The organism is Cryobacterium sp. LW097 (assembly GCF_002205495.2).
In the GTDB taxonomy this organism is placed as follows: Bacteria; Actinomycetota; Actinomycetes; order Actinomycetales; family Microbacteriaceae; genus Cryobacterium; species Cryobacterium zongtaii.
Map to the genome: position 1 here is coordinate 2322811 of NZ_CP021992.1, position 12768 is coordinate 2335578.

Below are 12768 nucleotides of genomic sequence, written 5' to 3' on the forward strand. Positions count from 1 at the left end.
TGCCTTTCAAAGGTGTTCGGTGGTCGGCGGTCGGCGTCAGACGTGAGCGCCGTCTGGGACGATCTGCTCGATGAGGTCAATGTCATCGGCGGTCAAGGAGAGGTCGGCCGCCGCATCGTTTTCGGCTACCCGCTCTACGCTTCGGGAGCCAGGGATAGGGACGATGTAGGACTTCCGGTGCAACAACCACGCAAGCGAAAGCTGCGAAAGGGTTGCACCCCTGCTCTCGGCAAGGGACCCCAGTTGCTCGGTGATTGCGAGGTTCGCCTCGAAGTTCCCGGGTGCCCACCACGGGTTGTGGCGGCGGAAGTCGTTAGCCGGGTAGCCGTCGAGTGGCTTCACGGCGCCAGTCAGGAACCCCCGCGCCAAAGGGCGGTAGGCGATGAGGCCGATTCCCAGGTCTTCGAGGACGGGGAAGAAGGCTTCGGACGCGCGGTCGAAGATCGAGTACGAAGACTGCACAACACTGATTGGATGCACCGCGTGCGCTTTGCGAACGTTCTCCGGAGTGGTGTTGGACAGGCCGAGGTATTTCACCTTGCCGGCATCGACGAACTCCTTCATCACGCCGACAACGTCCTCGATGGGCACTGCCGGGTCGTGGATGTGCTGGTACAGCACGTCGATGGACTCTACGCCCAGGCTCCGCAGGCTGCCGTCGACGACATCGCGCACATGGTCGAGCTGCGAGTTCGGAGCGAACGCGGGCGTGAAGCCGAACTTCGTCGCGATCGTCACCTCCTCCCGAATCGGGGCGAGAGCCGCACCGAGCAGTCTCTCGCCCTTGCCCCACCCGTAGAGCTCCGCTGTGTCGAAATGCCTGACACCGCCCTCAAAGGCGCGACGGATCGCGGCGATCGACGCGGCGTCGTAATCGCTGCCGTCGCCAAAAGCGGTATCCATCGCGCCATAGCCGATGGCGGACGTAGTGAGGCCCTGCTGACCTAGCGTGCGTTCCTGCATGGTGTAGTCCTTCCCAAAAACCGTAATTGTCATCATAGGCCCCGAATGGCAGACTCTGCCAAATTCGGCAGATGTAGAATGAGCTCGTGACTGAAATCAGCAATCCAGCCGGCGGGCTTCGAGCCGTGACCCGCGACATGGTTCGGCAACGGTTGGCCGACATAGCGATAGACCTATTCGCCGAGCATGGATTCGAGTGCGTCACCGTCGAGCAAATCGGCGCTGCGGCAGGCATCTCGGTCCGGAGCGTGCACCGCTACTTCCCCGCAAAGGAAGACATGGTGGTGGGCACGCTTGCCGCCTACGGCACGATTGTGCGCGATGCCCTCGAGGGACGCCCGGTCGAAGAACCCGTCATGCAGTCATTGCACGCCGCGTACGCGACGATGCTTCGGAGCCGGCCCCAGACCCAAGGCGACAAGGTCGCCATCCGCTTGCTCTCCAGCACGCCGTCACTGCATGCCCGAAACGCGGAGAAGCACCTTGCGTGGGCTGAGCTCTTGCAGCCCATCATCGCAGAGCGGGTCCATGGCGAAGATGCACCCCTGCGTTCACGGGTGCTCGTGCAGGCCAGCCTTGGCGCGTTCTCCGCTGCCTTGTCTGCCTGGGCCGATAGTCGCGAGACTCGTGACCTGCATGAGCTGCTGGATGTCGCTTTTCACGCGCTTGAACGCACCGGACCCGATTCGTGGTGACCGAGGTTGGGCGCGGTATCGGAGCGCTATCTCAAGTCACACGTGATATTCGGGCCAGACGCATATTTTGAATGGTCCGAAGGCAACCCACTGATATATATGTTCCGTTATCTCCTTCTTGGTCGAGGCGACACCCCACCGGTGGTTCGGGAGATCCTGCGTGAAAGTGAACCAGACCCACGCAAACGCCCCATCGTCCACGTGGGCGGTTAGCAACTCTGCGGATGGGACCTCCAGGTGGTGAGGCTGGGGGCAGCCCGCTGAATGCTGGCGCGGTTTGCCATAATTTTTCCTCGGATGCCTGCTACACCCACACGGCCCGAGCGGGATCTCGACAGTGATGTTCTCCTTTTAGACACAGCACCACGCCTGTAACGTGTGTTACATTGCGTTTGTGACTGACACTACCTTCGCTTCCTGGCTCCTTCTCATCCCGCGCGTGCCCGCGCAACCTTCGCGCCACCGTGTGGCGATATGGCGGGAACTCAGACGGATGGGAGCCGTGCCGGCGACGGCGGGTGCTTGGGCGGTACCGAACTTGCTAGCCTTCACCGAGCAGGTGCCGGCCGTTCGCGAACTTGCGGAGCGGGGCGAGGGAACCCTTGCAGTGTTCGAGGTCACCGGCCAAAGCCAAGCTGACGCTTCAATCCTGCGGGACGCTTTCGCTGCGGCGCGCAGAGATGAGTGGAACGAGTTCATCGCTGATTGCGGCAAGTTCGATGCGGAGATCGATCGCGAGTTCGCGAAAGAGAAGTTCACCTTCGGCGAGTTGGAGGAGGAAGAGCAGAGCCTCGATCGACTCCGCCGCTGGCACCGCGATCTCATGCGACGCGACGCACTGGCTTTGCCCGATGCGGTACGGGCTGCGGAGCATCTTGCGCAAAGTACGGAAAAACTCGCTGTCTACTCCGAGAGGGTGTTCGAAGTAAATCTCCCAGTCGACCCATCTGAGGGTTGAGAGATTCGGGCTTCACCGGCGGCGTCGCCCCCGGCTCGCGAGCATTCGGGGTGTCCGCGAGGCATGGTTGGCAGCCCTACTCCGTCTGCCTCAGGGCCCGATCTGGGCGTACGTTTCCGGCGCACGTGAGCCGTCCCTTACGGCGCCAGCTCGCCAACTCTATTTCTGGGACCGGAAGATTCGTATGCCCGCCACGTTCATGACGCGGATATTCGTGATGCGAGGCCTTCGCTGACAAAGTCCGCGGCCGATTCTTATCCACAGGAGTCGCGGGAGACGGTACCCGACGATCCAACTGATTTCAGCGCGCTCGATTCACCTGGACAAAAAGCGAGCAGTACATTCCACTCCGGTCGCTCCGTGATCACCACACCCACCTAGTTACGTTGAGGTAACGGGTTACCCAATGCAATCCTTGACGAATCACCGCGGCAAGTAGACATACAGAGCGCGACTATGCACCACCTGTTGTGGCGGATACCTGCTTCGGCGCACCCGACAGCGGCGACGTGCCAGCAGCGATGATGCCTCTTCGGCCCAGTACCGAACTGGAGTCGACCGTGCGGCAGGTTCAAGCTCGAGTTACCTGAACCCAACGTTGCAAGTGACACACTGAAGGCTCCAAGAGAGACAGATATGACCATCAGTCAGCCGACGTCGATCAAAGTTCGTGGTGCTCGAGTCCACAATCTCAAGAACATCGATGTAGATGTCCCCATCGGCCGTCTCGTCGCGATCGCGGGTGTGTCCGGTTCGGGGAAGTCGTCGCTCGCGCTCGGTGTTTTGTATGCGGAGGGCTCGCGTCGCTACGTCGAGGCGCTTTCGACGTACACGCGTCGACGGATGTCGCATGCCACGCGTGCAACGGTGGACTCCGTTCAGCATGTACCCGCCGCCTTGGCGCTCCGGCAGCGGCCGGGAGTGCCTGGCGTTCGGTCGACATTCGGTACATCGACGGAGTTGCTGAATGTGCTGCGGGTGATGTTCTCGCGTCTCGGTTCCCACTTGTGTCCCAACGGGCATCGCCTTGCTCCCACCATCGACGTCGCTGCGAATAAGGACCTGGTCTGTCCCGAGTGCGGTGCCTCGTTCTACCCGCCCGGCGCCGAAACTCTCGCGTTCAACTCAGACGGCGCCTGCACCGTCTGCACCGGCACAGGCACAGTGCGCGACATCGATGATGACACTCTTGTCCCCGATTCTTCGAAAACTATCGAAGGCGGAGCGGTAGCTCCGTGGGGCATGTTCGGACTTTCCGTGATGCCCCAGGTCGCGGCCGAACTCGGCGTGCGCATCGACGTACCGTACCGGGACTTGACTGAGAAAGAACGATGGATGGTCACGGATGGCCCCGCCGTGAAGCGGGAGATCCGGGTCCCCTCGAAGTCGGGAAAGCTCTTCGACCTGAACTTCACCTACCGCAGCGCCAGGCAGGCCGTCCGCGAGGCGATTGACAATGCGACCAGCGAAGCTGGACTCGGTCGCGTGAACCGGTTCATCACGGCACACACGTGCCCGTCGTGCCACGGCACTCGGCTGTCGGACCAGGCGCTCGGAAGCGAAGTCGACGGCATCAACCTCGCTGAAGCGGCCGGAAAGGACCTCGACACGGTGCTTTCCTGGGTATCGACGATCCCGAGCACAGTCGACTCCGATCTGCAGCCGATGGCATCGCTCATTGCCGGCCAGTTCGCCGAGATGGGCCGACGTCTGCTGCAACTGGGCCTGGGATACCTGACCCTCGACCGTGCCAGCTCAACGCTCTCCACCGGAGAACGCCAGCGGGTGCAACTGGCTCGGGCCGTGCGCAACGAAACCACCGGGGTCCTCTACGTCCTCGACGAACCGTCCATCGGCTTGCATCCGGCGAACATCGACGGCCTCATCGGAGTGATGCGCGACCTGCTCGACGACGGGAACTCTGTCATCCTCGTCGATCACGACGTCCAGGTGCTACGTGAAGCAGACTGGATGATCGAGATCGGACCAGGCTCTGGCGCGACGGGCGGAACGGTGCTCGCGCAGGGAACCATTCCACAGATCGGCGCCAATCCCGCTTCCCTGATCGGCGAATACCTCACCGGACGCGCCGACGTCATCACCAGAACGCGCGCCGGCGAAAAGGAGGTATTCGCAGACGGGACGATCCGACTCGTCACATCCGCCATGCACACCGTCCACGCCCTCGACGTCAGCATCCCGAAGGGTCGGCTCACCGCAGTGACCGGTATGTCCGGCTCGGGCAAGACCACTCTCGTCCTCGACAGCCTTGTCCCCGCCATCGCCGCGGTACACGGGGGCGGTGCGTTACCTTCGCACGTCCGGAGCCTGGACGCTGCCGGCCTGGCAAGCGCCGATGTCGTCGACGCCACCCCGATCGGCACTAATGTGCGCTCCACCGTGGCAACATACAGCGGCGTTCTCGACGAACTTCGCCGCGCATTCGCAGACACCCCCGCAGCGCGCCACAACGGTCTTAAGCCGGGCGACTTCTCGTACAACACCGGTTCGCTCAAGTGCCCGCGATGCGAAGGCACGGGCCAGGTCGTGCTCGATGTCCAGTTCCTTCCCGATATCGACATCCCCTGCCCCGATTGCAACGGCACCCGATACAGACCTGACGCCGACGACATCCGAATTGCCACACGGCAGGGCGACCGCACTCTGCCCGAAATCCTTGCCACCACCGTCGCGGACGCTGCCGAATTGTTTGCCGACCGCCCCCGTATCAAGAAGAAACTCCAGACCCTCGTCACGCTCGGACTCGGGTATCTGACGCTCGGCGAAGACACTCCGTCGCTTTCCGGCGGCGAAGCGCAACGACTCAAACTCGCAACCGAGCTCGGCCGAAAGCACACGGGCACCCTCTTCATCCTTGACGAACCTTCGGTCGGCCTTCACCCGCTGGATACCCGAGTGCTCCTTGGCGTCCTCGACCAGCTTCTAAAAACAGGTGCGACCGTGATCATCATCGAGCACGACCTCGACATGATCGCCAACGCCGACTACGTGGTCGACATGGGCCCGGGCGGCGGCACGGCCGGTGGCCGCATCGTGGCCACCGGCCGCCCGGAAGAGATCTCGAAGAATTCCGAGAGCGTCACAGGGCGATACCTCGCGGCGTCGATGCGCGGTTACGAGCCATGAGCGTGTGCAGCCACTGAGAACGGCATTTCGCGATCAGTGAGTGTGGTCCCGGCCGAAACACCTCGCCGCGATCGCACGCGCAGGCTGTGTCCCGGACCCGATTCGCCAGAGGCGAGCCCCCGATTCCCGGCGCCGCTCACCGTCGTTCGAGCTTGACCCTCTTCCGTCATACAGCGGGAGACTGGTCCTGTTTCCGGGCGTAGGCGCGATTGGCCCGCTGCCTGGCGCCGCAGCGTTCCGAGCACCACTGCCGCCTTGCGTGCGTTCGAATCATGAACCGATCACAGGGTGCGGATGCGCACTGCGCGATGCGATGCGCATCCGGGCCAGTCAACAACGCAGCGGCATCCTCGGCGATGTGGGCCATGGCGTGAGCGACGAGCTGGCTCGTTGGATGGCTCGGAACCCGGAGCAGCCCTTCGTCGGGGTCGAATCGCAGCAACGACGCGCTGGGCACTGCGGTCAGGGCGCGGTTGATGCCGCTCAATGTTTCGGCATTCGGCGCGACACCTTCGGTGCGCGACTCCAGCGCGTTCCGCAGGTTCGCTCTCAGATCCGTGAGCTGAAGTTGGCAATAGGCCAGCAATCCAGTATCGGCCGGTGCGAGGGCGTGCATGACGAGCCACGCGGTGGCACTTTCCGGGCTGTTGAGCTCATCGACCCGCTGCCCGCCCGGGAGGGTGACGATGCTGTTGACCAACGCCAAGCACGGATGCTCGGCGGTGCCCGGAGCGAGGGGCAATGGAACCTTTGTCATAGCACTCACGGTATCAGTTGCACTTTGCCGTGATAAGACCTTAGAGTGAATTGTCACGTCAAAACCAATATTATTCCGTGACAAGTTAGGTAGTATATGAACAATCCGAGCCCTTCCGGCACCGCCCCCTTCGTTTTGTCGATACTCGACAATGCATTCACCGGGGTTGGCCACCCGGTAGAGGAAACCTTCCACGAGATGATCTCGCTCGCGCAGCTGGCCGACCGGCGCGGTTACCAACGGTTCTGGATGTCCGAACATCATGCAATGCCCGGTGCCGCCATCTCGTCCCCGCAGCTGATGGTGGCTCGGCTCACCGGCGAGACCGAGCGCATCAGGCTCGGCGTGGGCGGGATCATGCTGCCCAACCACGTGCCCCTGGTGGTCGCCGAACAAATCGGCATGCTCGACGCGCTGGCTCCAGGGCGGATCGATCTCGGCCTCGGTCGGGCTCCGGGCACCGACGGAGCAACCGCTGCGGCCCTGCGCCGTCACCACACGGCGAACGACGAATTCCCCGAGCAAATCGACGAACTGCTCGGATTCTTGGGCAATGACTTTCCGCCGGATCACCCCTATCGTGATGTGCCCGCCGTGCCGGGCCCGTGGCAGGCGGAGCAGAACCGGGTCCCACGATCGGAGACCAGCGCTGATATCTGGGTTCTGGGATCATCGACCTACTCCGCGCACGTTGCCGCCCGCCTCGGTCGGCCCTATGCCTTCGCACTGCAGTTCGGCAGCGCCGACATCCTGAATGCCATGCGGATCTACCGCGAGAACTTCCGGCCGTCTTCGTTCCTCGCGGAGCCATACAGCCTGGTCAGCATCGGGGCGATTGCTGATGAGAATCCCGCCGAGGCGCGGCGCCAGTCGACGTCCACCGCCATGGCAATGCTGAGGATGTTCCAGCGTAAGCCCTTCGCGCTGCTTCCTCCCGAGGAAGTGGAGGCCTTCCAGGCCAACGTGCAGGAGCGACAAATCATTGAGGAATACACCGATCGGACTCTTCATGGAACCGCCGGCCAGGTGGCCGCAGGCCTGGAAGAGCTTCAGGCACAAACCGGTGTCGACGAGGTGATGCTGGTGGTTTCGGGATACTCGCGCCGTGCCCAGTCCCGCACGGTGGAACTGATCGCCGACCACTACGGCATGCCCACCCACTGAGGGCGGTGATTCGCGGGTAGATAAAGCGGTAGAGCCAGTCCTCGCGGACTGGCTCTACCTACAAGGTGATTCAGGGACGGTTAGCAACCCGGTGATCAGATCCAGGTCAGGCTTGGACGTCTCGAAGCCACTGCTCGATGGAGCGCGGTTCGATACCCAGACGTTGCTGTGCACTATCCCCCATTTCGATCTCCTCACCGGTCTGAGTGAGCCTCCAGTGGTAGGACGCAACAACCGGGTCGGCCCCGGCTTTGCCGAACAACGGCGTTATGAGGGCACCGAAGTCGTCCGGATCCTGCGCCTCAAAGCTCACGCTCCGGTCAAGATACGTTCCGAAACCCGTTGCCAAGTCGTCCCCAAGAAGACCGGGAAGAGCTCCGACCGCGACCACACCGGTGACCTCGGGCTGATCGAAGAGTCGAACCACCACGTCGGCGATGTCCAAGTGCGAACTCCACGACACACGGTAGTCGTCACGGATCGGATAACGCAGCATTCCCTCTTCACGGGTGGGTCCAGTCACTGTAGGCAGAAGGAGGTTCTCTAGGTAGAGCCGGGGTTCAACGATGGCTACTGACACACCGCTCGCCATGAGTCCCCTGACGAGAACCGACGCGGCGTCCTCCCCCGCCTCGGTCGTGTTCACGCGGTACCCGCTGGTAGAGGCGACCACCCGTGCGGGCTGGGCGCGCGTGACGGCTTCAACGATGGTCCGCGCGTGGGCGAGTTGCTGTTCGGCAGTCCCGATCGGCAGGTGCACGAAGAGGCCCTCGACTCCGCGGTAGGCCTCTTCCAGGGACTCGACCGAACTGAAATCGACGGCGACGGCGTCGCCCTCATAGTTGGATGGGTTGCGAACCGCGGCTGTGACGTTCTTGCCGGCTTTGCGGAGGGCTGCGACGACGGGGCCGCCTTGGGCGCCCGTGGCGCCGTGAATGAGATAGGTCATGGGAACCATTAGTGCACGCGATGCACCAGTTACGTCAACTGCACTAATGGAGTAGCCTCAAAATATGACATTTTCCGGTGCGCCCTGGCCAGAATGCGGCATTGCTCGATTCCTGACCCTGCTTGATGGCCCCTGGGCGACGCTCATCATCAGAGAGCTGCTGACCGGGCCGGCGAGGTTCACTGAGCTGCGCGATGCACTGACTGGCATCAGTGCCCACACTCTCACGAACCGGCTTCGACGTTTTGAGACCTATGGATTGGTGACCAGGACCGTGTACGCCGAGATTCCTCCTCGTGTGGTCTACGAGCTGACGGCGTCAGGTGAGGCGCTGCGCCCCGTGTTGGAGGCGATGAACACCTGGGCGGCCACAGTGCCTCTGATCGACGCTGAAGGCGCCGTCCCGCTGCCCGCGTCCTGTGTGACCGAACCCGCGAGCGCGTAGCGGACACCAGGACTTCACGTGGACGCCGGTTGCGTCACCTGTCCGTCGGCCGTTGATCGTAAGCGTCTCGGGCGTCCAGAACCGCTTCGATGTGCTGCTCCGCCCAGATGCCCAAGGCGGTCAGAGGCTCGCGTAGCGTCCGCCCCAACGACGTGAGTTCGTATTCCACTCGAGGTGGCATCTCGTCGTACGCGGTCCTGGTGAGGACCCCGTCCCGTTCCAGGTCGCGAAGCGTTCCCGAGAGCACCTTGCCGCTGATGCCCCCGACGCTCTCGCGGATGGCACCGAACCGGGCCGGGCCGTCGCTGAGCGTGATGACGATCATCGCGGTCCACTTGTTGGCGATCTTCGCCAACGAGGTTCGGGAGGGGCAGGTAGCCAACATGACGTTCCATACCGGGGCTTCGTTCGACATGCATCTCCTTAGTTACGTTGAGGTAACAAGTTACCATCTGTGACTATGGGTGAACACACCGACGAAGGAGCCACCAAAATGACCGAGCCCACCCCCGCAGCCGTTGCTGAGACCTATTTCGCCGCCCTCGGCCGCGGCGATATCCCCACCGTGATGGCCCAGTTCAGCGACGACGTCCTCTGGCACCAGCCCGGCGCCCACCAGTTCTCGGGAGACCACCATGGCGTGGGCGGGGTCGGCGCCCTTCTCGGCGGAATGATGGAAGCCAGCGCAGGCAGTTTTCAGCTCGCCGTCGCCGGTGCCCCGATGGTCAATGGAGACGTGGTCGCCGTGCCGGTGCGGTTCTCAGGGAACAGTGCCGGAGCAACCATGGACATGGCCGGCATCGATCTGCTCACGGTCCGGAGCGGCAAGATCGTTGAGGTGCACCTGTTCTCCGAAGACGGCCCCGCTGAAGATGCCTTCTGGGGTCTGAAGTAACCCACTGACAGCGCTGTCGATCTGACTTGCGTGGGCGACTCGGTTACGCCGTTCTGAAGAAACGGCTCAACCGGGGCACCCTGCGGATCAGCAGCTGGTCCAGCGCGAGGACGATCAGCAGCGACAGCCCGAACATCGGCAGGAAGATGCCGAGGGCCGTCATTGCCATGAGCAAGACCCGGTTACCCCACACTGGCAGCTTGGCACGGGGAGCCGCAGTCCCGGAAGCCGTGCCACGCCGAGTCCACCACATGATCGGCCCCGACACGCACATGAAGATCACCGCCAGACAGAACAAGGTTGTTGCGATCATGTTGACGACCCCAAAGCGTCGCCCCTCGTGCACAGCGATCCTCTGGGATACCGCCTTGGCCACCGCACTGTAGTCGTCGTAGCCGTAGCGGGCTGCTATCGCACCAGAGTACTGATCGACGTGCACGGTCTGCTCTTGGGTCACATCGGATTCAGCCACGTTTCCGTTGTTGTCCCACTGACCATCTGTCACGCTGAGTACTCCTGTGTCGCCATCGGGATAGATGACGGACGTCACCAATCGCCCCCCCCCCTCTCCCGAAGTTGCCCCGCGAGGGCGTCCGAACGCGGCGCATTGTCGCATCATCGGACGCATACGGGCGTAGCACTTGGGCGCTTCAACGGTTGGCCTGAATTCATCGCCTTGTGTCATGCGAGCCAATGGCATGCCGGGGCGGCGGACGTGACCATGGATGAGCGAAGATAATTTCGCTCAAATCTCAGGAGTAAAGACTATGCACACACCCCGTCGCGCACTGATCCTTGTTGACGTGCAGCAGGAGTATTTCAGCGGACCGCTGGAGATCAAGTACCCGGCTCACCAGGACTCCTTGCCGAAGATCACCGCCGCCATCGACGCGGCCACGTCCGCAGGAATTCCGATCGCTGTCATCCAGCACAGCGCTGGAGATGAGGCACCTGTCTTCAACCCGACGATGGCCGGTTTCGCGCTGCATCCCGAGATTGCGAACCGCCAGAGCCCCGGGTGGAAGTCCGTGACGAAGCAATTCGGCACGGTCTTCGCCGGCACGGATGTTCTCGACTGGCTGCGGGAGCACGAGGTCGACACGATCACCCTGGTGGGCTACATGACCAACAACTGCATCATCGCCTCGGCCGCCGAGTCCGAGACCCACGGGCTGACCGCCGAGGTCCTCTCGGACGCGACCGGATCCATCAACATCGCCAACGATGCGGGCTTCTCCGACGCGAAAACCGTGCACACGACCCTCATGGCGCTGTTGAACTCGAACTTCGCCGCGGTCGCCACCGCCCAGGCCTGGACCGATGCGATCGCAGACGGTTCCGTGCTGCCGAAGGACAACCTCGGCAGCTCCGCCGTCCTCGGCGCCCAGCGAGCAGCCGCACTCTGAGTTCACGAACCCGAAAGTCTCGCCTCCGTACTTGCTAAGCGTCCACTATCAGGGTCCTTCGCGGTATGACCACCGGATACTGCCCCGGACGCCGCCACGGCTTGTCAAACGGACGCATTTGCGTCTTCCGTTCGATACGAATGCCCCCACACCAGTGGCTGTGGACTGTACTACCCGCAGACGTGCTCAATCTGGTGATCGTCTGAGGTGTCACAGGTGGGGCGCCTCAGACTCGCGAGCCGCTCCTCGACTAGCTTTCGTCAGGTGCGTGCAAGGAGGAGTGCCGGGAGGGTGGTGTGCCGTACTGGCGCCGGAAGGCGCGGGCGAACGCACTGGGCTGTCGGCATCCTCTGTCGAACGTTGCGCGTGGCACGGTGTTACCGCGGTCTATGAGGTGGCGCGCGAATTCGAGGCGTACCGCCCGGATCGTGGCTGCTGGAGTCGTGCCCGCTGCCGCGAATTTCATCTGCAGAGTCTTCACCGAGATGTGATTGTTCGCGGCCAGCGTGAGCGCATTGAAATCTGGATCGGCGATGTGCTCCCTGATCTGGCGGCGCATCTCGGATCGGAGGGCTGTGCGGGTGGGCGCTATCCCGAGGCGCCGTGCGGCTGACCTGACCGCGTCCTCCGGCGTCCACGGGCGCATCGCTAAGCGAACGGCGAGCCTGAATGGTGTGGAGGTCACGCAAATCACGTTCCACGTTGGCGCGCGCTGGTCCGCGGACCTCAAGGAATATGCGGGCACCGATCTGTGCGTGCTGCCACACGTAGCCCTCGTTACCGCCGGAACCCTTGCCGTCGAGATGAGAGACGGTGAGCATGCCGAGTTCTCCACCGGAGACGTGATGCTGCTCCCGCCCGAACACGATGCGTGGGCCGTAGGAGAAACCGATTGCACCTTCGTCGAGTTTTCCCGTGGCGACGACTATAACGACGGCGAGGTAACGCATGGAGAAGGGTGAGGCGGGAGAGCTGGCGAACCAACTGCGCATCAAAATCGGGCTCACCTGGGAGGACCTCGCGTCGGCTATCTCCCGCCCACCGGTGTGGACCGCGGCCGCGATTCTCGGCTTCCACCCGATTCCGGCCGACCAGGCACGTGCGCTTGGCGAGCTGCTGGGTTTGGACGACGACGCCGTCACAGCGATGCAGCGTCAGCCCTCCCGCACAGCAGACGACTCGCTAAGGAGCGATCCAACGATCTACCGGTTCCACGAGCTCCTCCAGGTCTACGGCCCCGCACTCAAAGAACTCATTCACGAGGAATTCGGTGACGGGATCATGAGCGCGATCAATTGCAATGTCGAACTCGGCCGCGTTGCTCACCCCGACGGCGATCGAGTCCGGGTAACCATAGAGGGAAAATTCCTCGCCTATCAATGGTAAAAG

General features: G+C 62.8%; 15 protein-coding genes. 9 read left to right on the forward strand and 6 right to left on the reverse strand.

The genetic code is table 11. The annotated features are described in order from the left end of the window. Positions 1–36 precede the first annotated feature (36 nt). Positions 37–963 (reverse strand): aldo/keto reductase, encoded by a 927-nt coding sequence (locus B7495_RS10775; protein WP_088458040.1) that lies wholly within the window; start codon positions 961–963, stop codon positions 37–39. Positions 964–1049: 86 nt separating this feature from the next. Between B7495_RS10775 and B7495_RS10780 the strand changes: the two genes are divergently transcribed. The 3 genes from B7495_RS10780 to B7495_RS10790 all read left to right on the forward strand — a co-directional run bounded on the left by B7495_RS10780 (position 1050) and on the right by B7495_RS10790 (position 5763). After that, positions 1050–1658: a TetR/AcrR family transcriptional regulator gene (locus B7495_RS10780; protein WP_198415729.1), complete on the forward strand. Its 609-nt coding sequence runs from the start codon at positions 1050–1052 to the stop codon at positions 1656–1658. A 394-nt stretch (positions 1659–2052) separates the two neighbouring features. After that, positions 2053–2616 carry a Chromate resistance protein ChrB gene (locus tag B7495_RS10785; protein ID WP_088458042.1) on the forward strand — a complete coding sequence of 188 codons (564 nt, stop codon included), beginning with the start codon at positions 2053–2055 and terminating at the stop codon, positions 2614–2616. Between the two features lie 636 nt (positions 2617–3252). After that, positions 3253–5763, forward strand: a complete 2511-nt coding sequence (locus tag B7495_RS10790; RefSeq protein ID WP_088456567.1) for an excinuclease ABC subunit UvrA — start codon at positions 3253–3255, stop codon at positions 5761–5763. 166 nt (positions 5764–5929) lie between these two features. On the opposite strand, the gene B7495_RS10795 is transcribed toward B7495_RS10790, so the two are convergent. Beyond that, a complete protein-coding gene (locus B7495_RS10795; protein ID WP_240632204.1) occupies positions 5930–6469 on the reverse strand; it encodes an ABATE domain-containing protein in 540 nt (179 codons plus the stop codon). Between the two features lie 147 nt (positions 6470–6616). Between B7495_RS10795 and B7495_RS10800 the strand changes: the two genes are divergently transcribed. Continuing rightward, on the forward strand, positions 6617–7684 hold the full coding sequence (locus tag B7495_RS10800; RefSeq protein ID WP_088456569.1) for an LLM class flavin-dependent oxidoreductase: 1068 nt from the start codon (positions 6617–6619) through the stop codon (positions 7682–7684). Positions 7685–7790: 106 nt separating this feature from the next. On the opposite strand, the gene B7495_RS10805 is transcribed toward B7495_RS10800, so the two are convergent. Beyond that, positions 7791–8633, reverse strand: coding sequence for an SDR family oxidoreductase (locus B7495_RS10805; RefSeq protein ID WP_088456570.1), 843 nt, complete (start codon positions 8631–8633; stop codon positions 7791–7793). A 64-nt stretch (positions 8634–8697) separates the two neighbouring features. On the opposite strand from B7495_RS10805, the gene B7495_RS10810 reads away from it, so the two are divergent. Beyond that, complete coding sequence (locus B7495_RS10810) at positions 8698–9078, forward strand: helix-turn-helix domain-containing protein (protein ID WP_088456571.1); 381 nt, start codon at positions 8698–8700, stop codon at positions 9076–9078. 34 nt (positions 9079–9112) lie between these two features. Here B7495_RS10810 and B7495_RS10815 read toward each other — a convergent pair whose 3' ends face one another. Next, entirely contained in the window at positions 9113–9493 is a 381-nt protein-coding gene (locus tag B7495_RS10815; RefSeq protein ID WP_088456572.1) for a helix-turn-helix domain-containing protein, read from the reverse strand. Between the two features lie 78 nt (positions 9494–9571). Between B7495_RS10815 and B7495_RS10820 the strand changes: the two genes are divergently transcribed. Then, the gene (locus B7495_RS10820) at positions 9572–9973 is read left to right on the forward strand and encodes a nuclear transport factor 2 family protein (RefSeq protein WP_088456573.1); all 402 of its coding nucleotides are present in this window, start codon (positions 9572–9574) and stop codon (positions 9971–9973) included. Between the two features lie 43 nt (positions 9974–10016). Here B7495_RS10820 and B7495_RS10825 read toward each other — a convergent pair whose 3' ends face one another. After that, entirely contained in the window at positions 10017–10523 is a 507-nt protein-coding gene (locus tag B7495_RS10825) for a PepSY domain-containing protein (RefSeq protein ID WP_168195307.1), read from the reverse strand. Between the two features lie 217 nt (positions 10524–10740). Here B7495_RS10825 and B7495_RS10830 point away from each other — a divergent pair, with 217 nt between their 5' ends. Beyond that, complete coding sequence (locus B7495_RS10830; RefSeq protein WP_088456575.1) at positions 10741–11379, forward strand: isochorismatase family protein; 639 nt, start codon at positions 10741–10743, stop codon at positions 11377–11379. A 250-nt stretch (positions 11380–11629) separates the two neighbouring features. Here the strand turns inward: B7495_RS10830 and B7495_RS10835 are convergent, their stop codons facing one another. Then, positions 11630–11938, reverse strand: coding sequence for a helix-turn-helix domain-containing protein (locus tag B7495_RS10835; RefSeq protein WP_168195308.1), 309 nt, complete (start codon positions 11936–11938; stop codon positions 11630–11632). Between the two features lie 115 nt (positions 11939–12053). On the opposite strand from B7495_RS10835, the gene B7495_RS10840 reads away from it, so the two are divergent. Beyond that, a complete protein-coding gene (locus B7495_RS10840; protein WP_240632205.1) occupies positions 12054–12341 on the forward strand; it encodes a hypothetical protein in 288 nt (95 codons plus the stop codon). Continuing rightward, positions 12328–12765: a cyanase gene (gene cynS / locus B7495_RS10845; protein ID WP_088456577.1), complete on the forward strand. Its 438-nt coding sequence runs from the start codon at positions 12328–12330 to the stop codon at positions 12763–12765. The genes B7495_RS10840 and cynS overlap by 14 nt, the downstream gene beginning before the upstream one ends. Positions 12766–12768 lie beyond the last annotated feature (3 nt).

Coding starts and splice junctions, on each gene's coding strand:
- B7495_RS10775 (WP_088458040.1), bottom strand. CDS start 963: ATGCAGGAACGCACGCTAGGTCAGCAGGGCCTCACTACGTCCGCCATC.
- B7495_RS10805 (WP_088456570.1), bottom strand. CDS start 8,633: ATGACCTATCTCATTCACGGCGCCACGGGCGCCCAAGGCGGCCCCGTC.
- B7495_RS10830 (WP_088456575.1), top strand. CDS start 10,741: ATGCACACACCCCGTCGCGCACTGATCCTTGTTGACGTGCAGCAGGAG.
- cynS (WP_088456577.1), top strand. CDS start 12,328: ATGGAGAAGGGTGAGGCGGGAGAGCTGGCGAACCAACTGCGCATCAAA.
- B7495_RS10835 (WP_168195308.1), bottom strand. CDS start 11,938: ATGCGCCGCCAGATCAGGGAGCACATCGCCGATCCAGATTTCAATGCG.
- B7495_RS10800 (WP_088456569.1), top strand. CDS start 6,617: ATGAACAATCCGAGCCCTTCCGGCACCGCCCCCTTCGTTTTGTCGATA.
- B7495_RS10820 (WP_088456573.1), top strand. CDS start 9,572: ATGACCGAGCCCACCCCCGCAGCCGTTGCTGAGACCTATTTCGCCGCC.
- B7495_RS10815 (WP_088456572.1), bottom strand. CDS start 9,493: ATGTCGAACGAAGCCCCGGTATGGAACGTCATGTTGGCTACCTGCCCC.
- B7495_RS10810 (WP_088456571.1), top strand. CDS start 8,698: ATGACATTTTCCGGTGCGCCCTGGCCAGAATGCGGCATTGCTCGATTC.
- B7495_RS10790 (WP_088456567.1), top strand. CDS start 3,253: ATGACCATCAGTCAGCCGACGTCGATCAAAGTTCGTGGTGCTCGAGTC.